Origin of the sequence: Brevibacterium sp. GP-SGM9 (assembly GCF_047300845.1) — a bacterium.
GTDB lineage: Bacteria > Actinomycetota > Actinomycetes > Actinomycetales > Brevibacteriaceae > Brevibacterium.
Genome location: NZ_CP178563.1, coordinates 3,901,235 through 3,923,545, shown reverse-complemented (window position 1 = coordinate 3,923,545; position 22,311 = coordinate 3,901,235). Strand labels below are relative to the sequence as shown.

Annotated in this window: 24 protein-coding genes; 5 read left to right on the top strand and 19 right to left on the bottom strand. The window is 65.1% G+C overall.

The window, feature by feature from the left end; genetic code table 11:
* Nucleotides 1-11: 11 nt before the first annotated feature.
* Together pheT and pheS are read right to left on the bottom strand one after the other, a co-directional pair.
* Complete coding sequence (pheT, locus tag ACH82I_RS17600; protein WP_413334480.1) at nt 12-2,588, bottom strand: phenylalanine--tRNA ligase subunit beta; 2,577 nt, start codon at nt 2,586-2,588, stop codon at nt 12-14.
* A 1-nt stretch (nt 2,589) separates the two neighbouring features.
* A complete protein-coding gene (gene pheS / locus ACH82I_RS17595) occupies nt 2,590-3,633 on the bottom strand; it encodes a phenylalanine--tRNA ligase subunit alpha (protein WP_413334478.1) in 1,044 nt (347 codons plus the stop codon).
* A gap of 209 nt (nt 3,634-3,842) precedes the next feature.
* Between pheS and ACH82I_RS17590 the strand changes: the two genes are divergently transcribed.
* Entirely contained in the window at nt 3,843-5,474 is a 1,632-nt protein-coding gene (locus tag ACH82I_RS17590) for an acetolactate synthase large subunit (protein ID WP_413334476.1), read from the top strand.
* Nucleotides 5,475-5,498: 24 nt separating this feature from the next.
* Here ACH82I_RS17590 and ACH82I_RS17585 read toward each other — a convergent pair whose 3' ends face one another.
* Together ACH82I_RS17585 and ACH82I_RS17580 are read right to left on the bottom strand one after the other, a co-directional pair.
* Nucleotides 5,499-6,224, bottom strand: a complete 726-nt coding sequence (locus tag ACH82I_RS17585; RefSeq protein WP_413334475.1) for a DUF429 domain-containing protein — start codon at nt 6,222-6,224, stop codon at nt 5,499-5,501.
* A gap of 44 nt (nt 6,225-6,268) precedes the next feature.
* Nucleotides 6,269-6,928: a pentapeptide repeat-containing protein gene (locus ACH82I_RS17580; RefSeq protein ID WP_413334473.1), complete on the bottom strand. Its 660-nt coding sequence runs from the start codon at nt 6,926-6,928 to the stop codon at nt 6,269-6,271.
* A 161-nt stretch (nt 6,929-7,089) separates the two neighbouring features.
* Between ACH82I_RS17580 and ACH82I_RS17575 the strand changes: the two genes are divergently transcribed.
* Nucleotides 7,090-7,506 carry a VOC family protein gene (locus tag ACH82I_RS17575; protein ID WP_413334471.1) on the top strand — a complete coding sequence of 139 codons (417 nt, stop codon included), beginning with the start codon at nt 7,090-7,092 and terminating at the stop codon, nt 7,504-7,506.
* A gap of 15 nt (nt 7,507-7,521) precedes the next feature.
* Here ACH82I_RS17575 and ACH82I_RS17570 read toward each other — a convergent pair whose 3' ends face one another.
* The 5 genes from ACH82I_RS17570 to infC all read right to left on the bottom strand — a co-directional run bounded on the left by ACH82I_RS17570 (nt 7,522) and on the right by infC (nt 10,423).
* On the bottom strand, nt 7,522-7,788 hold the full coding sequence (locus tag ACH82I_RS17570) for a hypothetical protein (RefSeq protein WP_413334469.1): 267 nt from the start codon (nt 7,786-7,788) through the stop codon (nt 7,522-7,524).
* A gap of 203 nt (nt 7,789-7,991) precedes the next feature.
* Nucleotides 7,992-8,813, bottom strand: a complete 822-nt coding sequence (locus ACH82I_RS17565; RefSeq protein WP_413334467.1) for a TrmH family RNA methyltransferase — start codon at nt 8,811-8,813, stop codon at nt 7,992-7,994.
* 115 nt (nt 8,814-8,928) lie between these two features.
* On the bottom strand, nt 8,929-9,318 hold the full coding sequence (gene rplT / locus ACH82I_RS17560; RefSeq protein ID WP_230745153.1) for a 50S ribosomal protein L20: 390 nt from the start codon (nt 9,316-9,318) through the stop codon (nt 8,929-8,931).
* Nucleotides 9,319-9,427: 109 nt separating this feature from the next.
* Entirely contained in the window at nt 9,428-9,634 is a 207-nt protein-coding gene (gene rpmI / locus ACH82I_RS17555) for a 50S ribosomal protein L35 (protein ID WP_230745152.1), read from the bottom strand.
* A 96-nt stretch (nt 9,635-9,730) separates the two neighbouring features.
* The gene (infC, locus tag ACH82I_RS17550; protein ID WP_230745151.1) at nt 9,731-10,423 is read right to left on the bottom strand and encodes a translation initiation factor IF-3; all 693 of its coding nucleotides are present in this window, start codon (nt 10,421-10,423) and stop codon (nt 9,731-9,733) included.
* Between the two features lie 254 nt (nt 10,424-10,677).
* On the opposite strand from infC, the gene ACH82I_RS17545 reads away from it, so the two are divergent.
* The gene (locus ACH82I_RS17545) at nt 10,678-11,049 is read left to right on the top strand and encodes a DUF1844 domain-containing protein (protein ID WP_413334465.1); all 372 of its coding nucleotides are present in this window, start codon (nt 10,678-10,680) and stop codon (nt 11,047-11,049) included.
* A gap of 100 nt (nt 11,050-11,149) precedes the next feature.
* On the opposite strand, the gene ACH82I_RS17540 is transcribed toward ACH82I_RS17545, so the two are convergent.
* The gene (locus tag ACH82I_RS17540) at nt 11,150-11,824 is read right to left on the bottom strand and encodes a TetR/AcrR family transcriptional regulator (RefSeq protein ID WP_413334463.1); all 675 of its coding nucleotides are present in this window, start codon (nt 11,822-11,824) and stop codon (nt 11,150-11,152) included.
* A gap of 171 nt (nt 11,825-11,995) precedes the next feature.
* On the opposite strand from ACH82I_RS17540, the gene ACH82I_RS17535 reads away from it, so the two are divergent.
* The gene (locus ACH82I_RS17535; protein WP_413334461.1) at nt 11,996-12,946 is read left to right on the top strand and encodes an NAD-dependent epimerase/dehydratase family protein; all 951 of its coding nucleotides are present in this window, start codon (nt 11,996-11,998) and stop codon (nt 12,944-12,946) included.
* 114 nt (nt 12,947-13,060) lie between these two features.
* Here ACH82I_RS17535 and ACH82I_RS17530 read toward each other — a convergent pair whose 3' ends face one another.
* The 9 genes from ACH82I_RS17530 to ACH82I_RS17490 all read right to left on the bottom strand — a co-directional run bounded on the left by ACH82I_RS17530 (nt 13,061) and on the right by ACH82I_RS17490 (nt 21,303).
* The gene (locus ACH82I_RS17530) at nt 13,061-14,695 is read right to left on the bottom strand and encodes an AbgT family transporter (RefSeq protein ID WP_413334459.1); all 1,635 of its coding nucleotides are present in this window, start codon (nt 14,693-14,695) and stop codon (nt 13,061-13,063) included.
* Between the two features lie 116 nt (nt 14,696-14,811).
* Entirely contained in the window at nt 14,812-16,182 is a 1,371-nt protein-coding gene (locus ACH82I_RS17525) for an amidohydrolase (protein ID WP_413334457.1), read from the bottom strand.
* 53 nt (nt 16,183-16,235) lie between these two features.
* Nucleotides 16,236-17,033, bottom strand: a complete 798-nt coding sequence (locus ACH82I_RS17520) for an SseB family protein (protein ID WP_413334456.1) — start codon at nt 17,031-17,033, stop codon at nt 16,236-16,238.
* 4 nt (nt 17,034-17,037) lie between these two features.
* Complete coding sequence (priA, locus tag ACH82I_RS17515) at nt 17,038-17,775, bottom strand: bifunctional 1-(5-phosphoribosyl)-5-((5-phosphoribosylamino)methylideneamino)imidazole-4-carboxamide isomerase/phosphoribosylanthranilate isomerase PriA (protein ID WP_413334454.1); 738 nt, start codon at nt 17,773-17,775, stop codon at nt 17,038-17,040.
* Nucleotides 17,776-17,786: 11 nt separating this feature from the next.
* Complete coding sequence (hisH, locus tag ACH82I_RS17510; protein WP_413334452.1) at nt 17,787-18,413, bottom strand: imidazole glycerol phosphate synthase subunit HisH; 627 nt, start codon at nt 18,411-18,413, stop codon at nt 17,787-17,789.
* Nucleotides 18,410-19,012 carry a hypothetical protein gene (locus ACH82I_RS17505; RefSeq protein ID WP_413334450.1) on the bottom strand — a complete coding sequence of 201 codons (603 nt, stop codon included), beginning with the start codon at nt 19,010-19,012 and terminating at the stop codon, nt 18,410-18,412. The genes hisH and ACH82I_RS17505 overlap by 4 nt, the downstream gene beginning before the upstream one ends.
* Nucleotides 19,009-19,605, bottom strand: a complete 597-nt coding sequence (hisB, locus tag ACH82I_RS17500; protein ID WP_413334448.1) for an imidazoleglycerol-phosphate dehydratase HisB — start codon at nt 19,603-19,605, stop codon at nt 19,009-19,011. The genes ACH82I_RS17505 and hisB overlap by 4 nt, the downstream gene beginning before the upstream one ends.
* A 53-nt stretch (nt 19,606-19,658) precedes the next feature.
* Complete coding sequence (locus tag ACH82I_RS17495; protein ID WP_413334446.1) at nt 19,659-20,813, bottom strand: histidinol-phosphate transaminase; 1,155 nt, start codon at nt 20,811-20,813, stop codon at nt 19,659-19,661.
* Nucleotides 20,814-20,964: 151 nt separating this feature from the next.
* Nucleotides 20,965-21,303: a LysM peptidoglycan-binding domain-containing protein gene (locus ACH82I_RS17490; protein WP_413334444.1), complete on the bottom strand. Its 339-nt coding sequence runs from the start codon at nt 21,301-21,303 to the stop codon at nt 20,965-20,967.
* A 234-nt stretch (nt 21,304-21,537) separates the two neighbouring features.
* Between ACH82I_RS17490 and lexA the strand changes: the two genes are divergently transcribed.
* Complete coding sequence (lexA, locus tag ACH82I_RS17485; protein ID WP_230745138.1) at nt 21,538-22,293, top strand: transcriptional repressor LexA; 756 nt, start codon at nt 21,538-21,540, stop codon at nt 22,291-22,293.
* The last annotated feature ends 18 nt before the right edge of the window (nt 22,294-22,311 follow it).

The following is a 22,311-nucleotide window of genomic DNA, read 5'->3' as shown; positions in this document are numbered from 1 at the left end:
TGAGCGAGGTGTCAGCTGCGGACTTCGGCTCCATGACGCTCGGCGGCCAAAGCGGTCGCGGCCTCACGCATCGCCGAAGCCTCATCGGCCTTGAGCGTACGGTCCGGGGCACGGAACGTCAGGCGGAACGCCAGCGACTTCTTGCCCTCGGGCAGCTGGTCACCGGTGTAGAGGTCGAAGGTCTCGAGCAGTTCGAGCTCCTCGCCCGCACCCTCGCGCAGGGTCGCCGCGAGCGTCTGCGTGGGCAGCTCCGCATCGACGATGAGCGCGACGTCCTGGCGGGAGACTGGGTAGGTCGACAGTGCCCCGTCCCACGACCGCAGATCCGCCTGCGCGAGCAGGGCGTCGAGGTCGATCTCGAAGGCGACGGTGCGTGTCGGCAGGCCGAGGTTCTCGCACACCTTCGGGTGCAGCTCACCGGCATGACCGAGGATCTGACCGTCGGCGAGGACGAACTTCGCGGCCCGGCCGGGATGCCACGGGGCGATCTGATCGGCTTCGACGGTGACCTCAAGGCCATTGACGGTGGCGATTCGGCGGACCGTGTCGATGACGTCGGTGGCCTCGGCCTTGCGGCCCTTGCCCCAGACGCCGGTGAGTTCGGCATTGCCGGCGATGATGCCCGCGTAGCGGTACGTCTGAGCCGGCACCGAGGCGTAGATCGCCTCGAGCTCGGCATCACTCGGGTGGTAGCCGGGCAGATGCCGCGGACCGGGGCCTTCGGGCAGTCCCGCCGAGGTGGAGACGAGTCCCGCCTCGAACAGTGCGACATCTTTCGCCCCGCGGCCAAGGTTGCGCGCCACCAGGTCGACGAGGGTCGAGAGCAGGTTGGTGCGCATGAGCGGCAGGTCTTCGGACATCGGGTTGGCCAGGCGAATATGCGCACGGCGCACATCGTCGGCTTCGAGGCGCAGCTGATCGTCACGCTTATCAGAGGTGAACGGGTAGGACAGGACTTCGGTGAATCCGTCGGCGGCGAGCAGGTTCGAGACCCGGCGACGGGTCTTCTGCGCCACGGTCAGTCCCTTACCGGCACGGGCCGCGGGCTGGATCGACGGGATCCGGTCGTAGCCGCCGGTGCGGGCGACTTCCTCGATGAGATCGACGTCGTCGGTGATGTCCGTGCGCCAGCTGGGCACGGTCACGGACAGGGTCTCGTCGTAGACATTATCGACGGTGGCGCCGATGCCTTCGAGAAGCTCACGCACCTCGGCGGCGGAGTAGTCGACGCCGACGAGGGCACCGACACGGGAGACCTCGAGCTCGATGACCGTGGGCTCGGGAGCCTGACCGGTCTGTGTGGTCGCCGGGCTGAGGGTTCCACCGGCGAGTTCGACGAGCAGGTCGGCGCAGCGACGGGCGGCCACAGGTCCGAGCTTCGGATCGACGCCGCGTTCGAAACGACGGGACGCCTCGGAGGATAACTTGTGGCGACGCGAGGTCCGGGCGATCGAGATCGGATCGAAGTGAGCGGCCTCGATGACCACCTCGGTGGTCCCGGCATGCACCTCGACGGCGGCTCCGCCCATGACGCCGGCGAGACCAATGATCTTCCCGCCGCTCTCGCCACCGCGGTCGGTGATGAGGAGGTCTTCGGGACTGAGCTTGCGCTCGACGTCATCGAGGGTCGTGAACTTCTCCCCCACCTCGGCGCGACGAACGACGATCTCCGATCCGAGCAGAGCTGTGTCGTACGCGTGGAGGGGCTGGCCGAGTTCGAGCATGACGTAGTTGGTCACGTCGACGGTCAGGCTGATCGGGCGCATGCCGGCCTGCTGCAGTCGGCGCTGCATCCAGAACGGGGTGCTCGCGGTCGGGTCGATGCCGGTGACCTGAAGGGCGGTGAACTGATCACAGCCGACGACCCCGTCGATGGGGTTGGCGTCGTCGAAGACGACAGGGAACCCGTCATCGGTGGGGGCGTTCACCTCGGCGACGGCGGTCGATCCGATGTCGGTGAAGGACTGGTCCTTCATCTGTGCGTACTCGCGAGCGATGCCGCGCATGGACAGCTGGTAGCCGCGGTCGGGGGTGACGTTGACGTCGAGGGTGACCTGGTCGAGTCCGAGCAGGGCGATCGCATCGTCACCGGGTTCACCGCTCAGCCCGAGGTCGGTCAGCACGATGATGCCGTCGTGGTCCTCGCCGAGGCCGAGCTCCTTGGCCGAGCAGATCATGCCGTCGGACTTATGCCCGTAGGTCTTCCGCGCAGCGATCGCGAAGTCGCCGGGCAGGACGGCTCCGGGCAGGCAGGCGACGATGAGGTCGCCGGGTACGAAGTTGTGCGCTCCGCAGATGATGCCGCGGCTGGGCACCTCGGGACCGGGCTGCGGGTCTTTCGGGTCGTCGAGGTCCTCGTTGTGTTCGGGGCCGACGTCGACGCGGCACCAGTTGACGGTCTTGCCGTTCGAGTGCTCTTCCTTGACCAGTTCGAGCACGTGTCCGACGACGAGGGGCCCGGTGATCTCGGGACCGAAGAAGTCCTCTTCCTCGAGTCCGATCGCCGCGAATTCCGCGGCCAGGGCATGGGGATCCGTTGTGGCTGGGAGATCGACGTAGTCGGCCAGCCAGTTCAGTGGGACGCGCATATCAAGCCTTCATTCCGAAACGGGCCGAGAAGCGCACATCGCCTTCAACCATGTCATGCATATCGTTGATTCCCTCGCGCAGCATCAGGGTGCGCTCGATGCCCATACCGAAGGCGAAGCCTTGGTAGACATCGGGATCGATGCCGGCGGCGCGCAGCACATTGGGGTGGACCATGCCGCAGCCGCCCCATTCGATCCAGCCGGGACCGCCGACCTTGTTGGGGAACCAGAAGTCCATTTCCGCGCTCGGTTCGGTGAACGGGAAGTAGCTGGGGCGCAGGCGGGTCTTCGACTCGGGGCCGAACATTTCGCGGGCGAAGCCGTCGAGGGTGCCCTGCAGGTGGGCCATGTTCAGGCCCTTGTCGATGGCGATGCCTTCGATCTGGTGGAAGACCGGGGTGTGGGTGGCGTCGAGTTCGTCGGTGCGGAAGGTCTTGCCCGGGCACACGACGTAGAGCGGCACGCCTCGTTCGAGCAGTGAGCGTGACTGCACCGGTGAGGTGTGGGTGCGCAGGACGAGGCCGGCCTCCGGCGGGTCGACGAAGAAGGTGTCCTGCATCTGCCGGGCAGGATGGTCCGGGCCGAAGTTGAGCGCATCGAAGTTCAGCCACTCGGATTCGATCTCGGGGCCTTCAGCGACTTCCCAGCCGAGGCCGATGAAGTAGTCCGCAGCCTGTTCCTGGATGAGGCTCAGAGGATGGCGGGCACCGAGCTGGCGACGACCGGTGGGCAGTGTGACGTCGATGGACTCTTCGATGAGGACCGCGGCGTCGCGTTCGGCTTCCAACTCGCCGAGGCGGTCGTCGTGGGCCTTCTTGACCTGTCCCCTGGATTTGCCGACGATCTTGCCGGCGGCGGCCTTGTCGGCCTTGTCGAGTCCGCCGATGGCTCGGTTCGCCAGCGCCAGCGGCGACTTGTCACCGGTGTGGTCGATCTTCGCCTGCTTGAGGTCGTCGAGGGTGGTGGCGTCCGCGAAGGCTGTCAGGGCCGCGTCAACGGCCGCCTTCACGGCCGACTCGTCCAGAGGGTCGAGCTGGTCTGTCATCAATGTCCTTTGTGCGTGTCGTTCGGACTGATCGTCTTCTTAGTGTCAGTCTATCGTCTCCGCATTGTCGTTCTGCCGTGTGTCCGGTTGGCGATCCGGGTGCTTGGAGTCACCCGGAATCTGCGCCTACAACCGGGTCGATCGGCGGTCACCACGCTGGTGTGCGCTGGGTCATAGGGCACAGTTCTCAGGAGGAGTAGGGTCGAAGGATGACGACTCTCAAGGCTTCCGATGTCATGGTCCGGGCTCTCGAGAACGAGGGGGTCGAACGCATCTTCGGCATCCCCGGCGAGGAGAATCTCGATTTCATCGATTCGCTGCGCCAGTCCTCCATCGAACTCATCCTCACCCGTCACGAACAGGCCGCCGCGTTCATGGCCGCGACCTACGGGCGCCTGACGGGTAAGCCGGGCGTCGTGCTGACGACCCTCGGCCCCGGCGCCCTCAACCTGGCGACCGGGGCCGCATATGCGCATCTCGGCGGGATGCCGATGGTGATGATCACCGGGCAGAAGGGCATCCGCACCGCCGAGCAGGCCAGGTTCCAGATCGTCAACACAGTGGCCACGATGGGCCCTCTGACGAAGTCCACGCATCAGATCAGCTCGGCTGGCATGATCCCGACCTTGGTCAGGGAGGCGTTTCGTACCGCTGTGGATGAACGACCGGGTCCGGTCCACCTCGAATTGCCAGAGGACATCGCCAGCACCGAGGTGGAGGATTACAGCCTGATCTCCCCACATTCGACCAGACCGGCGATCGCCGCTGGCTCGGCCCTCGGTGCCGCTGCCGAGCTGATCCGCAATGCCGAACGCCCTCTACTCATGCTCGGCGCCGATGCCTCGCGATCCGACGCCGGCCAGCCGCTGGCCGACTTCGTTCCTCGCGTCGGCATTCCCTATGTCAACACTCAGATGGGCAAGGGCACCGTATCTGGGTCCATCGAACTCTATATGGGCACCGCGGCACTGACTCACCATGACTATGTACATGATGCGATCGAGAAGGCCGATGTCATCGTCACGATCGGCCACGATACGACCGAGAAGCCTCCGTTCACCATGGATGCCCACGGTCCCACCGTTGTTCACCTCGGCTACCGCGCGCCAGTGGTCGAGCAGGTCTACTTCCCGCAGGTCGAAGTGATCGGAGATCTCGGTCCGTCACTGAAGACTCTCGCTGACATGCTCGAGGGCCAGGTCCCCCACGCAGAGGCGCTGCTGCCGATGAGGCAAGGGATACTTGAGAAGCTCGACGAACGATCGACCGAGGATCGGTTCATCCCCCAACGCATTGTCCACGACGTGCGCAGCGTGATGCCGGTCGATGGGATCGTTGCCTTGGACAACGGCATGTACAAGATCTGGTTCGCTCGCAATTACCGGACGACACGAGCGAATACGCTGCTTCTGGACAATGCGTTGGCCACCATGGGTGCCGGGCTTCCATCGGCGATGGCGGCTCAGCTGACTCATCCCGACTCGCGGGTGATGGCCGTCGTCGGCGATGGCGGGTTCATGATGAACAGTCAGGAGCTCGAGACGGCCGTGCGGCTGGGCCTCGACCTCGTTGTGCTCATCCTCGAAGACAACGCCTACGGCATGATCCGGTGGAAGCAGGAATCCGATGGCATGGCCGACTTCGGGATGACCTTCACCAATCCGGACTTCGTAACCTACGCCCAGGCGTATGGGGCGACCGGGCGCAGAGTCGAGGATGTCGGGGATCTGCGCCCGACCTTGGAGGCCGCATTCGCCGCCGGTGGCGTGCAGATCGTTGTCGCACCGATCGACTACTCGGAGAACAAGCGTGTGCTCATTGACGAGTTGGGGCGGCGGTGAACTGTCGTCGTTCCTCTCGCCGGGTCACGTCTGCGGAATCCAAATCCATCCTTCGTGCCCGACTACTGAGCTCAGATCGTCCGGCGGCGGTACACAGCGACCGCAGAAGGCTTCATAAGCGATAAGTGCTGCGAGAACTGCATCGAGAGCGTTGTCGTCGTCGATGCAGTGGTCAGCGTGGCCATTCCACTCAAGCTTCGGAAACCTCATAGACAACGAGTCAACTAGCAGTGACCGGGCGTCCGCGTTCTTCGCGCCCTTATACCCACGATGTTGCAGGGCCCAGCATCGGAGAGCCGCTGCAGGATAGACCTCGACCAATGCCGCTGATCCATCACGAGGGACGGACCAACCTTTCGCGCGCAGATTTGCCTCGATTCCAGCCCAAAGGATGGCCGCATAAGCGATCCTCTCCGTGGCGACGCTCAATGGCCAGACTCCAGTTCGCTCATGGACGGCGATATCCGTCGCCCGCATCGTCAGGCTTCGTCGCCACTTCCTATCAGTCGTTTCAGGTGCCGCGAGAGTGTGTACAGCGTGGGTAGCAATCAGCTTGATGAAGAGCTCCGGCCAACCGAGAGGGACGTCGATGCCGATCTTTTCAGCGTCCACGAATGCACGGGTGATGACATCGTCATCGGCACCGACGTCAACGGGCTCGACGACGCATCTTCCTGCGGACTCTGAGATGAATGCGAGCCCGGTCCGATCAGCCTCCGCGGCCAGATCAATGCCGACAAACTTCCTCATGGCGTTCCTCTTGTTGTCCCTCGTGGCCAGGTACTTTCATCTGCTCACTCCACACTGATCCCGAGTTCTCGGGCGAAGAGTTCGGCGAAGAGCATCAGCTGCGTCTCGTCGATGGTGGCTCCGCGCAGCGAGTGCACTCCAGAGATCTTGTGCGGCTGGAGCCCGCGGATATCGACGTTGCCGAGCGTGGCCCCTTCGCATTGGAAGACGCCGACGGTGCTGCCGGGGAACGACACCCGGCTGACCTTCGCCCGGTCAAGGTCGATCTCGTCGATGACGCAGTCCCGGAACTCGACATCGGCGAGTTTGGCACCGCGGAGGTTGAGGTAGGAGATGCGACAGTTGTTGATGACCACCTTCTCCCACACGCTGTCGTGGACGACTCCAGCACCGATCCGCGTTCCGCTGATCTCGCTATGCAGGAGGTTACCTCGCGGCATCGTCCACGTGTCGGCCCGTGAGTCAGCGATCGTGGTTCCTGAGAACCGTGTGCCGGTGAGGTTGACCGGCGCTTCGGCCTCACCGAAGTTCACTCTGATCAGGGACGAGTCGAGGAACGTCGCCAAGGAGGAATCCACCTCGGTGAGATCGAGATCGGCGAACTCCATGCCCTCAATGAACTCCTCCGAACCGATATCGCCGAGGTAGCCGGGAGTCAGAGTTCCATTGTCGATCTTCGGCGGGCGGGGAGCTTCAGTCGTCATAATCGCAGAGTATCGGTTCGATCTGACATGCGGAGTTTCCACGTCCGCTCAACGTTCACAAGTGCGGCGTCTCACGCCCCACAGCCAGTCGATGGATTCGATGATGACAACGAATCTGGAGGCCCCTCCCCTAGACGAGTTTCCCCAACTAGACTGCACGCATGAAGCCCCTGACGTTGATCATGTCATTGCCGGTTGCCGACCCTGATCGCACGGCCGAGTTCTACCGCGATGGCCTCGGCCTTCAGACAGACGGAGTCGAGGAAGGCATCGTCGCCTTCGAACTGCCGAATCTGTCCATCTTCTTCATCGCGGCAGACGAGTACGGCGAGTACCTCGCGCTATCAGGACAAGAAGGTTCGAAGGACCCTGTCCCCGGCGCCAGCATCATCTCCTGTGCGTTCGCCACCCGGGCTGAAATCGACGACGTCATTGATCGTGCGGTTGCCGCCGGTGGTTCGGCGGAACCAGCTCAGGACGTCGACGGATCGTACATGGGCTACTTCGCCGACCAAGACGGTTACATCTGGGAACTCGTCGCCAATGAACGCACGGCTCAGGCCGCTGAGACCGACTAGCCTCTCAACACGCCCTCACACCGGTTGCCGAGCCGGCGGCTGACGCGCGAAGTCGATCTTTCTCATTGCCAATCGGTAGCGAATGTAGTCGCCGAACACGTAGACCGGCAACGTCACAGTCACGAGGAGATGCGGGACGGAAGGTGAAGCTTCGGTCCCGAAACCGGTGGCCCAGAATAGTGCGGCGACGACGATGCACACCACCGCAGATTTCAGCATGTCGCCGAGGCATTGTGCCCGCAGTCCCGAGAACGTCAGCGGCTGGGTTTTCGCGGCAGTCACTGACTCACTCCGTCCTGCGGCTCACTTCGTCACGAACAGGTTCCTTGTTCTCACGATAACGGAAGTCAGGTCGAGACGGAACTGTCACGTCAAGCGCCGACAGCACGACGCTCGGTCAATGCTCCGTCGGAAAAAGTCGTCACCAGTGACGATGAAAACGAAATAAGTGATGATCGAGGCGACTCAGACCGACCCCGCGCCCCTCACATCCGCTGGTTGCGTGCGCTCTCGTAGATGCACACGCCGGCAGCAGTGCCGAGGTTGAGGCTCTCCGCTGATCCGTAGATCGGCACGGCCACGGACGAATCGCAGAGCGAGAGATCGCTGGCGCTCATCCCCCACGCCTCATTGCCGAACACCCACGCGGTCCGGGCAGACAGATCCAGCCCGGTATCCCACGGATGGTGGAGATCGTGAGCGTCATCGTTCGCATCGGCGGCGAGCACCTGCAGGCCACGGGCACGGGCAAGCTCGGCCACCTCGGCGAGGCCGACACCCGTGACCACGGGAATGTGGAACAGGGACCCTGCCGTCGAACGCACGGTCTTGTCGTTGTAGACATCCACCGACGATGAGGTCAGCACCACCGCATCGGCACCAGCGGCATCGGCCAGGCGGATGATCGTGCCGGCATTGCCCGGATCGCGGACCTGGGAGAGCACGACGATGAGCTGGGCTTCCTTGTCGATCACAGAGGTCAGCTCCACGTCGAGGGCCTTGCACACGGCCACCACGCCCTGGGAGTTCACGGTCGTCGCCAACTCGGTGAGCACCTCGGCGGTGACGATGTTCCACTGGATCCGTGCATCCTTCACCGCCGAGACGAACTCAGGATGCACCTCGGCGGACTCCTCGGTGATGAAGAGCTCGACGACCGACCCCGACGACGCCAGAGCCTCGCGCACGGCCTGCGGCCCCTCGACGAGGAACTGACCGGTGAGCTGGCGATCACGGCGCTTGAGCAGCTTCGCGGCATTCTTGATCCGCTTGGATTGGGGCGAGGAGATGACGTCTGGAAGCTTCATGGAGGTAGATGTCCCGTGTTCTCGAGGTGGTCCGGACAGACTCAACGGCCCCGAACCGGAAAGTTCGGGGCCGTTGATGATCACGTCAGTGATCGGCAGTCTGTGGTGACGCTGCTCAGGCGGCGTCGGTCTTCGCTGCGTTGACGTCGGACGGCAGAGCGTCCTTGGCAACCTTGACCAGGTGGGCGAAGGTGGCCGAATCGTTGACGGCGAGCTCGGCGAGCATGCGACGGTCAACCTCGACTCCGGCGGCCTTGAGGCCCTGGATGAAACGGTTGTAGGTCATGCCGTTGGCGCGGGCGCCGGCGTTGATGCGCTGGATCCAGAGGCGACGGAAGTCACCCTTGCGGGCGCGACGGTCACGGTAGCTGTAGACCAGCGAGTGGATGACCTGCTCTTTGGCCTTGCGGTACAGACGCGAACGCTGTCCCCGGTAGCCGCTTGCCCGGTCGAGGATGACCCGGCGCTTCTTGTGGGCGTTGACGGCCCTCTTCACACGTGCCACGTGTTACTCCTTTGAAAATATCGTTCAGCCGGCAGTGCCGGTGTCTGGTTCAAGCTGAGGTGGATGATCCTGGTCCGTTCCGCCGCAGTGAGGCGGAGCGGAGCGGGGATCACCTTCCCTTGAGCTTGCCCAGAAGCTTGCGGGCCACCTTGCGATCTCCGCCGGTGATTTCCTGATCAGTGGATACGCGACGCTTACGAGCCGAGTTCTTGCCCTCGAACTTGTGCTGGTTGTTCACGCCTTCGCGCATGATCTTGCCACTGCCAGTCACGCGCATGCGCTTCTTGGCACTGCTGTTCGTCTTCTGCTTCGGCATCGTGCCGTTCTCCTTTGCAATTCGTCACCCGCGGCGCACCGCTGGCAACTACTTCACACGACTCGGACCACGCAGGTCCGTGACGTCACTTACTTCTCACGCGTCCTGGTCTGCTGCGTTCTTCTCTGCGGCGACCCGATCGCGTCGGGACTTCACCTCGGCGTTTTGGCCCTTGGAACCCGAAGATGCCTTGCGAGCCTCCGCCTTGGCGTCGGATTTTGATTTGAGAGGGGCGATGACCATCACCATGTTGCGTCCGTCGACCCGTGGTGAGGATTCGACAGTGCCGAGGTCCGACACATCTTCGGCCAAGCGGTTGAGCAGCTTGATGCCCATCTCGGGGCGAGACTGCTCACGGCCGCGGAACATGATCATGACCTTGACCTTGTCTCCACCGTCGAGGAAGCGAGTCACATGCCCCTTCTTCGTCTCATAATCGTGTTCGTCGATCTTGAGACGGAAGCGAATCTCCTTCAGTGCCGTGTTCGCCTGGTTCTTCCGGGCTTCCCTGGCCTTCTGAGCAGATTCGTACTTGAATTTTCCGTAGTCCATGAGTTTGGCCACGGGAGGCTTCGCCTGCGGTGCAACCTCGACGAGGTCGAGATCTGCCTCACGGGCGAGATCGAGTGCCTTGCGAATGGCAACGATACCGACCTGTTCACCATTGGGTCCGACCAACCGGACCTCGGGAACCCGAATCCGGTCATTGATGCGCGTCTCGCTGATGTGTTCACTCCTTTTTAGCTCAAATGGGTCGTGGCAATGAAAAAGGCTCCCATTGACACGCATGCCAAGGGAGCCTGCACACACCACAGCAACGGAATTGGGAACCGTTGGAGCTTCAGTGAATACACCTCGACCTGAAATCGCACCGAGTTCGCACTCGCTGGACCTGCAGATCATCGGACCCGATCGCTCTTCGCGATCAAGGTGGGAGTCAGACTCCGCTTCGCACCAGAATCCAGTGTACTACGCATCATGACACTTCGCACATCGGGGCCGAACGTGCCAATCGCGCGCGGATTCTGTGCCAAGCTTATGCCATGAGTTCTGAAGAATCCGTTCCCGCTGAGGCGGTTGCCGAGGTCACCCGCGACATCGCCGAGGTGCCCGCCGTCGAGGTCATCACCTCCGCCGCCGTCCATCTCATGTCCGCCGCCGCCGTCAAGTGCGGCCTGGCCGAGGACTCCCCCGAGCAGCTCGCCGCCGAGCTCCAGGACCTCGACGAGGCCCGCAAACTCATCACCGCTCTGGCAGGCCTGGTCACCGGTGCCGCCACGGTCATCGGCGACCATCACGCCCGCCCGCTGCGCGATGGCCTGCGCAGCCTGCAGCTGGCCTTCCGCGAAGCCTCGGACATCCCCGATAAACCCGGTCAGGGTCCCGGAGAGAAGTTCACCGGCCCCGTCCGCTGATCCACCCGCTGTTGACTGCGGCCCTCGACCATCGGTCGGGGGCCGTTTTCACATGCCCTCGCCGAGGCGGTGCCGCGGTCCGGGCGATTGCGCGGCGTCCTTACGCGCCGAGGTCGGCGATGAGCGCCCTCATGAGATCGTCCTCGACATCGTCGAAGCCGGGGCCGAACTGCCCGAAGCGCAGACCGTTGATCGCCCCGATGATGGCCACCCATACCGTCAGGGTCCGCATGATCACGGCATCATCGGCATCGATCCCGAGCTCAACGAGGCCCTCCCGCAGCGGCCCGAGGACCTGCGCGGTCCGCGACGGCTCGGCTGAGCCCGGCGCAGGGGTTGCCTTTGGGGGCGTCGGAGCCTCCGCGATCAGCTGCGTCAGCGCCACTATGACCCTGGTTCCCGGCACGACGGTCTCCTGCCTCGGCGCCTCATAGTCGGGCACCGGCGTCCCGTAGATGAGCGCCCAACGATTCGGGTAGCGCCTGGACCAGTCGAGCATGCTCAGCGCCAGGCTCGGCACGCTCCGGTCTTCGGCCAGGGCCGCATCCACCTCATCAGCGATCTGGGTGAAGGCATCGCGGATGAGGATCGTCAACAGCTCATCCCGACTCTTGACGTAGCGGTAGACCGCGCTGGAAACGACTCCGAGCTCCCGGGCGATCGCCCGCAGGGACAGTCCGTCGATGCCGTCCTCGTCGACCATCCGGTTGCCGATGCGGGTGATCTGAGCTTCGGTCTCCAACCGGGCACGCTGGCGGGGCGTCGTATTCTCCATGCCCTCCACCCTATGATCCGAGAGCAAAGATAACAATAGTGAGCACTGCTCTTGTTTTGCGTCGCTGGCTGCTCTACGCTGAATTTCAGAGAGCATCGCTCTCGTTTTGATCGACCATCACTGGCACTTCACCCACCCCCACTCGCATCGACACAGCAGAGGAGACGGATCATGACCACAGCACTCATCATCGGACACGGACAGATCGGCGCAGAGATCGCCGCCCAACTGGGCGAGGCCGGGATCGAGACAAGAATCGCGACCCGCTCAGCAAAGGCTGCGCTGGTGGACGCTTCGCCCGTGGAGACGGGGACCGTAGAAGGGCCTCCTACTCCCCTCCATGTGCGTGCCGACGCCACTGATCGCGATCAGCTGCGTCGCGCCGCCGAAGGCGCCGACGTCATCTTCGCTTGCGCCCACGCGGCCTATGACAGCCGGGTCTGGGAGCGGATCCTGCCCGCACTCGACGCCGCTGTCCTCGACACCGCAGCAGAACTCGGCATCCCTGTCGTCTTCCCCGAATCCGTCTACGGCTTCGCCGGACTCGAAGGACCGGTGACCGAGTCCTCTCCCTTCGCCCCGAGCGAGGACAAGGGCCGTATCCGGCAGCGCCTCATCGAAGCCCGCCGGTCGCACCCGGCCAGGGCCGCCAGCGTCATCGCCGGGGACCTCATCGGCACCACGGCCGAACCGAATTCCTCGGTGGTGCGCCTGTGCATCACCGAACGGGTGAAGAACCAACGACTCCCCTTCGCCCCGGCACGGACGAACGTCCCTCATGGCATCACGGTCATCGCCGATCTCGCCGCGGCGATGATCCGCACCGGCGAACTCCTGCACAACGACGCGGAGGGCACACACCGGCTGGTCATCGCGCCAACGTCGAATCCGACGCTCGACGAGATCGCCGCCTTCACTGCTTCGGAGGTCGGGACGAAGCCCCGTAAGATCCTCGCACTCCCCCACTGGGTCACCCGCGCCTCGGGACTGTTCGACCGGTCGATGTACGAACTCGCCGCCCTCCGCGAGCTCTGGTACCGACCCAACATCGTCGAACCCGGTGAGATCGCCGAGGAGCTCGGCACCACGCCGTGGCAGCAGGGCGTTCGACAGATGCTGTGAACCCGGCGCGGCGACCCGCCGGTCGCGTACGGCTGGTCGGGTCGCGTACGGCCTTGTGGCGCCGCGTACGAACCGTCGGGTCTCGTACGATCCGGTGGACCGCCTCGGCGGGGGTCAGTCGAGGAAGATTCCGTTGCCGGGTCCGAGGGGCAGGTCGAGGAAGAACCAGATCGCCAGCAGCGCCGCCCAGGCCAGCCAGAACGGGATGACGAACGGGAACATTCGGGAGATCACCGTGCCCAGACCGGCGTTGGGTTCGTAGCGGCGGACGAGTCCGAGGAGGACGATCATGTACGGGTTGAGCGGGGTGATGACCTGGGTCGCCGAGTCGCCGACGCGGAACCCGGCCTGGATGAACGCCGGTTCGTAGCCGAGGAGGGCGAAGAGCGGGACGAACACTGCGGCCATGAGCGTCCACATCGACGAGCCGGAGACGATGAACAGGTTGAGCACGCTGGCCAGGAGCATGAACCCGATGACCGCGGCAAACCCGGTCAGACCGATGCTCTCGAGCCCGTCGGCGCCGGCCACGGCGATCCACGAACCGATGCCCGTCCAATTGAACAGGGCGATGAACTGGCCGAGGATGAAGGCGAGGATGAGGAAGGACATCATGTCGACGATCGAGTCACTCATCATCCGCACCACATCGTTCATCGAGCGCACACTGCGCACCACGAAGCCGTAGACGACGCCCATGAGCATGAAGTACGCGAAGACGATGAACACGATCGAGGACAGCAGCGGCGACTCGGGCAGGAATCCGCCGTCCTCGTTCCGCCACGGCGAGTTCGGGACGAGGAACGCCACGAGCAGGACCGCGGTGAGGATCAGCGCGGACACGAGCGCCCAGATCAGCCCCTTCTTCTCTTCAGGTTCGAGCTCCGCTTTGACCTCCGGGGCGTCCTCCTCGTGCTGCGCGGCGACCTCGGTGTCACTGTAGGGGCTGTCCTTGGCCTGGAATTCCTTGGCCAGGCCCTTCTTGCCCGTCGCGGCGTATTCGCGCGGAACGCCCTTGCGGATCATGTTCGGTTCGATGAGTTTGTCGATGATGAACCCGGCGATGACCGCCAAGACGATCGAGGCGGCGATGTTGAAGTAGTAGTTCGACACGGGGTTGACGGCCGAATATTCGGTGCCGGGCAGGGTATCCATCACCGAGGTGGTGATCCCGGCGAACAGGGCGTCGAGGCTGGTCGGCACGATCGAGGTCGAATAGCCGGCACCGGTGGCGGCGAAACCGCCGATGAGACCGGCCATCGGGTGGCGACCGGCGGCCTTGAACACGAGGGCGGCCAATGGCGGAATGATGATGAACGCGGAGTCGGCCATGATCGAGCCGACCACGCCGACGAAGCCCACAGCATAGGGCAGCAGCCACCTCGGGCTCGACCCGAAGGCCACACGCACGGCGGCTGCGAGCATCCCCGACTTCTCGGCCACGCCCACGGCGAGCAGGATCGGCAGCACTGTGGCCAGCGGCGGGAAGCCGATGTAGTTGTCGCCCATCGTCGTCGTCAGCCACGACAGTCCTTCACCGGTGAAGAGGCCTTTGATCGCGACGGTCTCGTCGCCGCCGGGAATGGACACTGAGACATCGGCGAGTGCCATGGCCGTCGACACCGCTCCGGTGAGGAGGAAGAGGCCGAGGAAGAGAGTGAACGGTTCGGGCAGTTTGTTGCCTACCCGTTCGATGCCGTCGAGCATGCGCTGGCCGAAGCCGACCTTGCCCTGGGTCGTCGTTGACATGGTGGTACCTCGTGATCGTTGTGTGAGCGGTCAATGGGGTCAGCGTTTAATGGGGTCAGCGGTCGGTGGTGGTCGGGCCGGTCAGGTTCGGACGGCCGGCCCCGAGGCGGGTGGTCTCAGTCGAAGAAGTGGGGGACGTCGATGGCACCCCCTGCCGCTTCGAACTCGGCGACCACCTCGGCGGCCAGGGCGTCATCGGCCAGGAAGTCGAGTGCGGTGCAGGCGAGACCGTAGGCACCGTCGCGGGCGGCTTCCTCGGCGGCCGGGGAGATCGCGGCGGCCGCGAACTCCCGGGTGTGCAGGGCGATCTCCGAGTCTGCGGTCTTGAGCAGCGGGTGGATGCCGGGGATCCGGTAGGAGACATTGCCGAAGTCTGTGGAGGCCGCGATCGATTCGTCGAGGACACGGGCGGGCAGCGGGCTGCGGCCGCGGTCGGTCTCGTGGAGGGCCCACCGTCTGGCCAGGGCGTCGTTGCCGCGCACCGGCAGGGACGGGGCATGTTCGTCCCAGGCGATGTCGACGCCGGTCCCGGTCATCAGCGCAGCGCCCTTGGCGACGTCTTCGACCCGGGCGGAGAGCTCCTTGAGCGTCTCGGGGTATTTCGAGCGCACATAGCACTTGACCTGGGCGTCTTCGGTGATGATCGAGGGGCGGGTGCCGCCGGAGGAGATGACGGAGTGGAGGCGGGAGATCGGCGGCATCTGCTGACGCAGCAGTCCCAGCCCCTGGTAGAAGAGGTTCGCCGCGTCGAGGGCGTTCCTGCCCATGAAGGGCTGCGCCGAGGCGTGCGCCGGCACTCCGGAGAAGGTGACGTCGAGGAGGCGTCTGCCCAACCACACCTGTTCGGCGCAGTCGTATCCGTAGCCGTGGACCATGATCGCGGCGTCGATGTCCTCGAAGGCTCCGGCGCGGGCCATGAGCTCTTTGCCGGAGTGGCCCTCTTCGGCGGGGGTGCCGAGGAGGACGACTCTGCCGGGGACCGCGTCCGGATTCTGTTCGCAGAGGGCGGCGATCGCGAGGAAGGCACCGACCGCGCAGGTGGCGATGAGGTTGTGGCCGCAGCCGTGGCCGATGTCCGGCAGGGCGTCGTATTCGGCGAGGATCGCGATCGTCCGGCCCGTGCCGGATCCGGAGGCGGTGACGGTGGCGGAACCCGTGGTGGCTCTGAACGCGGTGTCGAGGCCGAACACCCCGGTCTCGACCTCGATGCCGTGCGAGCGGAGGAGTTCGGCGATGGCCGCAGCCGATTCGTGTTCCTCGAAGGCCGTCTCCGCCAGGCCGTGGATTCTCCGCAGCAGTCCGGTCAGGTCGGTCGAGAGCTCATCGATGGTCTCGGCGATCGCGGTCGTGGAGGCTGCTGGGGCACCGGTGAAGGCCGATTCCCAGGCCGGTGCCGCCTCCGCCCGATCCTGCGTCTCGTGCTCCATGTGCGCGAGGTAGGACTCGTCCGGGGTCTGCGGTCGGGAGAGGTCTCGGATTTCGCTCATGGGTCGAGCCTATTGTCCCCGGTCCGGGATATCAGCACCGACCGGGCAGGATTTCAGACTGTGGTCAGACGGATGGCCAGGGAGTCGATCTTCGCGACGAGTTCCTCATCGCCGGCGACGGCCTCTTGGAACCGCTGCACCTCGGCCTGCGGAACCTCGGATTCGACGCCGAGGCGGATCCCCAACTCCGGTCCCCCGAGGTTGACCGTGTGGCTGCCGGGGCTGATGCCCAGCCGTGCCAACCAGCCGAACGACTCGGCGATGGAGGCGAGACGTCGCCCCACCTCGGCGTCGGCCCAGGACGGGGTCCAGTCCTCGCCCTTGACGAAGGCGAACATCGCGGGCCGGCGGAGCAGGAACGAGGAGTCGGCCCCGGGGTCGAGGACGACGAGTTGGGAGTCGGCTTCGATGGCGCCGAGGACGAGACGTTCGGCTTCGATCGGCACCGGCCTGGCCTCGGCGTGCCAGGCCGTCAGCGGTGGGATCGCGCTGAAGCCGGGAGTGCATTCGCGGCCGTCCTCGGCCTGCAGGCGGACCATCGCCATCTCCGAGGAGTTGTCGACCATCAACCCCTGCTCATTGACCTCGTGATCGAGGGCCATCGGGACGATCGGCGCATAGAGGCGGGCCCCGGACAGGGCGGCGAGCACGGCTCGGTGGGCGGCAGGATCCAGGGGTTCGGCGCGCACACGTTCGAGGGCGGCGAGGAGACCGGGATCGGCCTCCCCGGTGTCACCGGAGAACGGGTTGGGCTTGAGGTCCCGCCCGGACCAGGACTGCCCGGCCGAATCGGAGTGCTCACCGGGATGGCGCTCGGCGGAGTTCGCCTGACCGTCGGAATCGGAGGTCACCGCATCACCGCCCTGCGACGTCGAGCGCTTCTTCCAGGGTGAACTTGCCGGCGTAGAGGGCCTTGCCCACGATCGCGGAGTCCACACCGAAGGGCACGAGCTCGCGGAGGCTGCGCAGGTCATCGAGGCTCGAGACTCCGCCCGAGGCGACGATCGGCTTCTCGGTCTTCTCGGCCAGGGACTTCAGCAGCTCGACATTGGGCCCCTGCAGTGTGCCGTCCTTGCGGACGTCGGTGACCACGTAGCGGGCACAGCCGGCGGCTTCGAGGGTGGCGAGGACTTCGTAGAGATCTCCGCCGTCCTTGGTCCAACCGCGGGCGGCCAGGGTGGTGCCGCGGACGTCGAGGCCGATGGCGACCTGATCGCCGAAGCGGGAGATCATCTCCGCCGTCCACTCCGGGTTCTCCAGTGCAGCGGTGCCGATGTTGACGCGCTCGGCACCGGTGTCCAAGGCCCGCTCAAGGCTCTCGGTGTCCCGAATTCCACCGGAGAGTTCGACCTTGATCCCGACAGCCTTGACGACCTGGTTGAGCAGGTCGGAGTTCGAACCGCGGCCGAAGGCCGCATCGAGATCGACGAGGTGGATCCACTCCGCTCCCCGGTTCTCGAAGTCCTGGGCCGCGTCGATCGGCGAACCGTAGTCGGTTTCGGTGCCGGCTTCGCCCTGCACGAGACGGACGGCCTTGCCGTCGGCGACGTCGACCGCGGGAAGGAGAACGAGCTTGTTCGAAGTGTCAGTCATTGTGACCTTTCTCAGGGGGTGACGGGGTTGTCAGTGAAGGAGTTGAGCCAGTTGCGCAGCAGCCGGGCACCCGCCTCGGCGGATTTCTCGGGGTGGAACTGGGCGGCCCACGTGGTGCCGTCCTCGACGGCGGCGATGAAGTCCTGGCCGTGGGTGGCGGTGGTGACCAGCGCTCCGGCCGGGGCCTGCGTGGCGGCATAGGAGTGGACGAAGTAGAAGCGTTCGGACTCGATGCCGGAGAACATCCGCGATCCCTGCGGCGGGCCGACCTGAGACCAGCCCATATGCGGGACGACGGGCGCTTCGAGGCCGGTAACGGCTCCTGGCCATAGTCCGATGCCCTCGGTCTGCACACCGTGTTCGACGCCGCGGGCGAAGAACACCTGCAGACCCACGCAGATGCCCAGGAGGGGGCGACCGGCCGCATGGCGGGCGCGGATGAGGTCGATGGCGTCGACGTTCGCCAGCCCGGCCATCACCGCGGAGAACGCTCCGACGCCGGGGACGAGGAGTCCATCGGCACGGTCGATGATGTCGTGGTCGGCGGTGAGTGTGACCTCGGCGCCGGCGGCTTCGGCCGCACGCACAGCGGAGCGGACGTTTCCTGCCCCGTAGTCGAGGACCGCGACCGTCGTCATGATTTCACTCCCTTGGTCAGCACACGGCTGATCCGCCACAGGGAGAGCACGAGGACGATCGCGCCGAAGACCGCGACGACCCACGCCATCGTGTTTCCGCCGAGGCCGACGGTGACGCCGAAGGCGGTGATGAGGCCGGCGAGGACCGCGACGACGATCCAGATCAGCGCGGTCCGGGCCACCGCGGCCCGTCCCGGGGTCATCGTGGCGGCACTGGCCTGCAGCTTCGTCATCGAGGAGGTGGGGATGTTCCCTTCAACCTCCTCGGCGGGCACGATCTCGAGGAGCAGCTGCTCGAGCACGTCGGGCAGGTTCTTCAGGGCCAGCCCGGCGGGCACATCGGATTCGCGGGTGCCGTGGCGGTAGTGTCCGGCGTCGATCTGCTCTTCGCTGCGCACGAGGAGGAGGACCTCGTGTTTGCTGGCGAGTTTCGAGATCGCGGCGGCCGCCTCGTTGCCGGCCTGCACATCGGTGTCGGCCAGGACGATGCCGGTGAAGTCGCCGATGGGCACGATCGTGCCCTGGATGTTCGAGAGCACGCAGGCCGCGGCGAGCTGCTGGGCCTTCCCGAACGGGGTGACAACGACGGTCGTGCTCACAGGACTCCCTTGGTGCTGGGGACAGAGGTGTTGCGCTCATCGGGTTCGACGGCCTCACGCAGGGCGCGGGCGAAGGCCTTGAACTGGGCCTCGACGATATGGTGCGGGTCGCGGCCACGCAGCAGGTCGAGGTGGACGGTGAGTCCGGCGTGGAAGGCGATCGATTCGAGCGAGTGCGAAGTCATCGAACCGGTGAAGTGACCGCCGATGAGGTGGTACTGCTGGCCCTCGGGCTCGCCCTCGTGGACGAAGTAGGGGCGCCCGGAGACGTCGACGACGCACCGGGCCAGGGATTCGTCCAACGGGACCGCCGCCAGACCGTAGCGGCGGATTCCGGTCTTGTCACCGAGCGCCTCGGCCAGGGTCTGTCCGAGCACGATCGAGGTGTCCTCGACGGTGTGATGGACGTCGATGTGCGTATCGCCCTCGGACTTGATCGTCAGATCGATGAGCGAGTGCTTCGACAGCGCGGTGAGCATGTGGTCGAAGAAGGGCACACTCGTCGAGATCTCCGAGGTGCCGGTGCCGTCGAGGTCGACGGACACGGACACGGAGGATTCCGAGGTGGTGCGGGTGCGCTGGGCCTGCCTCATGAAATGCCTTTCGTCGGGGCGGCTGTGATCGGGGTTGGCGGTGGAGCGTGGACCTATTGTCTCTCAGCGGCGACCGCGGGCTCCGCGGCGAGGATGCCAGGTGACTCGACGAGGATCTCGTCGATCGCAGTGAAGAATGCGTCCGTCTCCTCCTCGGTGCCGGCGTTGACGCGGACGTGCCCGGCGATGCCGATGTCGCGGATGAGGACGCCGCGGTCGAGCAGCTTCTGCCACAGCTCCTGCGGTGAGGAGATGTTGCCGAAGAGCACGAAGTTCGAATCGCTCGGGTGCACGTCGAAGCCGACCTCGGCGAGGTGTGCCGACATCCGATTACGGGAGTCGATGAGTCGGTCGACGTTGCCCAGCAGCACCTCGGCGTGCTCGAGTGCTGTGCACGCGAGGACCTGGGTGATCTCGGAGAGGTGGTAAGGCAGGCGGACGAGTCGGAGGACGTCGATGAGTTCGGGCGCGGCGATCGCATAGCCCAGGCGAAGACCCGCGCAGGCGAAGGCCTTGCTCATGGTGCGTGAGACGACGAGGCGGGGCCGACCTTCCAGCAGAGTCATCGCCGAGAGCTTCGCCGGACGGGAGAACTCCGCATAGGCCTCATCGACGATGACGATGCCCGAGCAGTTCTCGTAGGCGGCCTCGATGACCTCGAGGCCGATCGAGGTGCCGGTCGGGTTGTTCGGGGTGCAGAGGAAGACGATGTCCGGGTCGACGCGTGCCACCTCGGCCGCGACCGTCTCGGCATCGAGGGTGAAGTCATCCTTGCGTTCGAAGCTCTGCCAAGCTGCTCCCGTGCCGGTGGTGATGAGCGGGTGCATCGAGTAGCTCGGGGTGAAGCCGAGCACGGTCCGCCCCGGTCCCCCGAAGGCTTGGACGATGTGGGAGAGAACCTCGTTGGAGCCGTTGCCGGCCCAGATCATCGACGGGTCGAGCTCGACCGAGCTGCCGGCCCGGGCGTTGACGCCGTCGAGGTAGGTGACGAGGTGGCGGCGGAGTTCGTCGAACTCGCGGTCCGGATAGCGGTTGAGTCCGGCGAAGTGCGCGTCCACGGCTGCGCGCATGCTCTCGACGACCTCACCCGGGAGCGGATAGGCGTTCTCATTGACGTTGAGCTGCACCGGCACGTCGAGGTGCGGAGCACCGTAGGGCTTGAGGCCGACGAGGTCCGAACGCACGGGCAGAGATTCGATGTTTCCCACGCGCTCAGCTTACCGCTCGCCCTCGGGACGTGCCGAGGCGGGGCCGCTCTGGGGCCGGCGTTCGATTCCTCAGCCGGACCGCTTGCGGACGCCCTGTCCGTCCATGGGCGGGACCGTCCGCAGTGCCCCTGCCGGACGGTCCCGCCCGGGCTCACTCGACGGGGACGTCGAGAGTCTGGCCGGGGTGGACCGTCGGGGTCGACAGGTGGTTGATGTCGACGATGTCGGAGACGACATCCCGGGTATCGCGGTCGATGCCGAGGTTCGCGGCCACGGTCCACAGGGACTCGCCTTCGCCGACGACGACTGCGTCGGCTTCGATGCCGACGCCCTCGGATCCGGGCTCGGCCACGGCCGCCGCGGAGAATGACTGGGTGGCGAGGAGGACGGCTCCGCCGATGATGACGGCAGCGACGATCAGCGTCCTCAGCAGGCGCACCGCCTGGCGTCCACGAGTGGTCAGGCGCAGTTCTTGGTTCTGTGCAGACATCGCATTACCTCTTTCTTCCGTACGATTCCACCGGTAATAGGTAGAACGTCTGTTCTATTCAACATGCCAATCGAACAAATGTCCAGTCCAACTCGAACATTTATGCGACAATGAGAGAGAACCAGCGTTGTTGATTGATCTGTCAGAACCATCTCAGTCGGCACTGACACGAGACTTCCCAACCCGGGAATGACGGGGTCGAACGGCAGGGAATAGAACGAAGGGGAACGAGCAATGGTTCAGAACAAGAGGGGCAGAGGCAGGCCCCGCAATGAGGACGTTGCCAGCGAGATCGCGGCCGCTCGCATCGACGAAGAGGACATTCCGATTCCCGAGGGCTCGACCGGAGAGGGCGATTTCCGCCTGACCCCACGCCAGCGGCTCGTGCTCGAGACGATCGAACGCGCGGTCGTCGCCAACGGCTACCCGCCGAGCATGCGCGAGATCGGCAAGGCCGCCGGACTCGCCTCACTCTCGAGCGTGGCCCACCAGCTCTCCCAGCTCGAACGCCTCGGCTATGTCCGTCGTGACCCGAAGCGCCCGCGGGCCATCGAAGTGGTCAATCCCTTCGAAGAGGAAGAGGCCGAGCGCGCGAAGTACGAGGAGTTGGCGAACAACACCGTCCAGGTTCCCGTCGTCGGCAGGATCGCCGCGGGCGGTCCGATCCTCGCCGAGCAGGAGGTCGACGATGTCTTCTCCCTGCCGACCCAGGTCGTCGGCTCCGGAGAGATGTTCCTGCTCAAGGTCGTCGGCGACTCGATGATCGAAGCCGCCATCTGCCACGACGACTGGGTGGTGGTGCGCAAGCAGCACACCGCCGACAACGGGCAGATCGTCGCGGCCCTGCTTGACGGTGAGGCCACGGTGAAGACCCTCAAGCGCAAGGCCGGACATCAGTGGCTGCTGCCACAGAACAAGGATTACGAACCGATCGACGGCACCTACGCCCAGATCATGGGCCTCGTCGTTGCGGTGGTCCGCCGCCTCTGACCGAGGCTCGACACCGAT

What these genes read in the sequence shown, in the direction of transcription:
- hisB (WP_413334448.1), bottom strand. Translation starts at nt 19,605, where the DNA reads ATGAGGCAGGCCCAGCGCACCCGCACCACCTCGGAATCCTCCGTGTCC.
- ACH82I_RS17565 (WP_413334467.1), bottom strand. Translation starts at nt 8,813, where the DNA reads ATGAAGCTTCCAGACGTCATCTCCTCGCCCCAATCCAAGCGGATCAAG.
- ACH82I_RS17490 (WP_413334444.1), bottom strand. Translation starts at nt 21,303, where the DNA reads ATGTCTGCACAGAACCAAGAACTGCGCCTGACCACTCGTGGACGCCAG.
- ACH82I_RS17590 (WP_413334476.1), top strand. Translation starts at nt 3,843, where the DNA reads ATGACGACTCTCAAGGCTTCCGATGTCATGGTCCGGGCTCTCGAGAAC.
- ACH82I_RS17530 (WP_413334459.1), bottom strand. Translation starts at nt 14,695, where the DNA reads ATGTCAACGACGACCCAGGGCAAGGTCGGCTTCGGCCAGCGCATGCTC.
- pheS (WP_413334478.1), bottom strand. Translation starts at nt 3,633, where the DNA reads ATGACAGACCAGCTCGACCCTCTGGACGAGTCGGCCGTGAAGGCGGCC.
- rpmI (WP_230745152.1), bottom strand. Translation starts at nt 9,634, where the DNA reads ATGCCGAAGCAGAAGACGAACAGCAGTGCCAAGAAGCGCATGCGCGTG.
- ACH82I_RS17580 (WP_413334473.1), bottom strand. Translation starts at nt 6,928, where the DNA reads ATGACGACTGAAGCTCCCCGCCCGCCGAAGATCGACAATGGAACTCTG.
- ACH82I_RS17585 (WP_413334475.1), bottom strand. Translation starts at nt 6,224, where the DNA reads ATGAGGAAGTTTGTCGGCATTGATCTGGCCGCGGAGGCTGATCGGACC.
- infC (WP_230745151.1), bottom strand. Translation starts at nt 10,423, where the DNA reads ATGCGTGTCAATGGGAGCCTTTTTCATTGCCACGACCCATTTGAGCTA.
- hisH (WP_413334452.1), bottom strand. Translation starts at nt 18,413, where the DNA reads ATGACGACGGTCGCGGTCCTCGACTACGGGGCAGGAAACGTCCGCTCC.
- priA (WP_413334454.1), bottom strand. Translation starts at nt 17,775, where the DNA reads ATGACTGACACTTCGAACAAGCTCGTTCTCCTTCCCGCGGTCGACGTC.
- ACH82I_RS17540 (WP_413334463.1), bottom strand. Translation starts at nt 11,824, where the DNA reads ATGGAGAATACGACGCCCCGCCAGCGTGCCCGGTTGGAGACCGAAGCT.
- ACH82I_RS17545 (WP_413334465.1), top strand. Translation starts at nt 10,678, where the DNA reads ATGAGTTCTGAAGAATCCGTTCCCGCTGAGGCGGTTGCCGAGGTCACC.
- ACH82I_RS17535 (WP_413334461.1), top strand. Translation starts at nt 11,996, where the DNA reads ATGACCACAGCACTCATCATCGGACACGGACAGATCGGCGCAGAGATC.
- pheT (WP_413334480.1), bottom strand. Translation starts at nt 2,588, where the DNA reads ATGCGCGTCCCACTGAACTGGCTGGCCGACTACGTCGATCTCCCAGCC.
- lexA (WP_230745138.1), top strand. Translation starts at nt 21,538, where the DNA reads ATGGTTCAGAACAAGAGGGGCAGAGGCAGGCCCCGCAATGAGGACGTT.
- ACH82I_RS17575 (WP_413334471.1), top strand. Translation starts at nt 7,090, where the DNA reads ATGAAGCCCCTGACGTTGATCATGTCATTGCCGGTTGCCGACCCTGAT.
- ACH82I_RS17525 (WP_413334457.1), bottom strand. Translation starts at nt 16,182, where the DNA reads ATGAGCGAAATCCGAGACCTCTCCCGACCGCAGACCCCGGACGAGTCC.